The organism is Synechococcus sp. H55.10 (assembly GCF_047502715.1).
Lineage (GTDB): Bacteria > Cyanobacteriota > Cyanobacteriia > Thermostichales > Thermostichaceae > Thermostichus.
The window spans coordinates 1-672 of the sequence record NZ_JANSJJ010000169.1 but is presented as its reverse complement, the minus strand read 5'-3'; the positions used below and the strand labels follow the sequence as shown (position 1 = coordinate 672).

The following is a 672-nucleotide window of genomic DNA, read 5'->3' as shown; positions in this document are numbered from 1 at the left end:
GTCCATCGAGGGGGGAGCCCGCTGCGGCTACGTTAATCCCGATGCGGTAACCTTTGAGTCCGTGAAGGGACGGGAGTTTGCTCCTCAGGGATCCGACTGGGAGGAGGCAGTGGCCTGGGGGAAAAGCTTAGCCAGCGACGCCGACGCTGTCTATGACGACGTGGTGGTGTTTCAGGCCTCTGAGATTGCCCCCACGGTAACTTGGGGGATTACCCCCGGCCAGGGTATTGGGGTGGACGAGCGGATCCCTGCTCCCGAGGAGCTGCCAGAAAGCGAGCGGGAGCTGGCTAGGGAAGCCTATGCCTACATGGGTTTGCGGCCTGGGGATCCCATTGTGGGCACGCCAGTGGATGTCTGCTTCATTGGCAGCTGCACCAATGGCCGCTTGAGTGACTTGCGGGAGGCGGCCAAGATTGCCAAAGGACGGCGGGTAGCACCTGGAGTGAAGGCGTTTGTCGTGCCTGGCTCGGAGCGGGTCAAGCAGGAGGCGGAACGCGAGGGCCTGCGCGAGATCTTTGAGGCGGCAGGGTTTGAGTGGCGGGATCCCGGCTGCTCCATGTGCTTGGCCATGAACCCAGACCGCCTGGTAGGCCGGCAAATAAGCGCTTCTTCTTCCAACCGCAACTTTAAGGGCCGTCAGGGATCCCCCACGGGACGCACCCTGCTGATGAG

General features: G+C 62.8%; 1 protein-coding gene. It reads left to right on the top strand.

Annotation, left to right across the window (positions count from 1 at the left end):
* Positions 1-672 (top strand): aconitase family protein (locus NW858_RS10615; protein WP_414520464.1); only part of this gene is annotated, 672 nt, incomplete at both ends.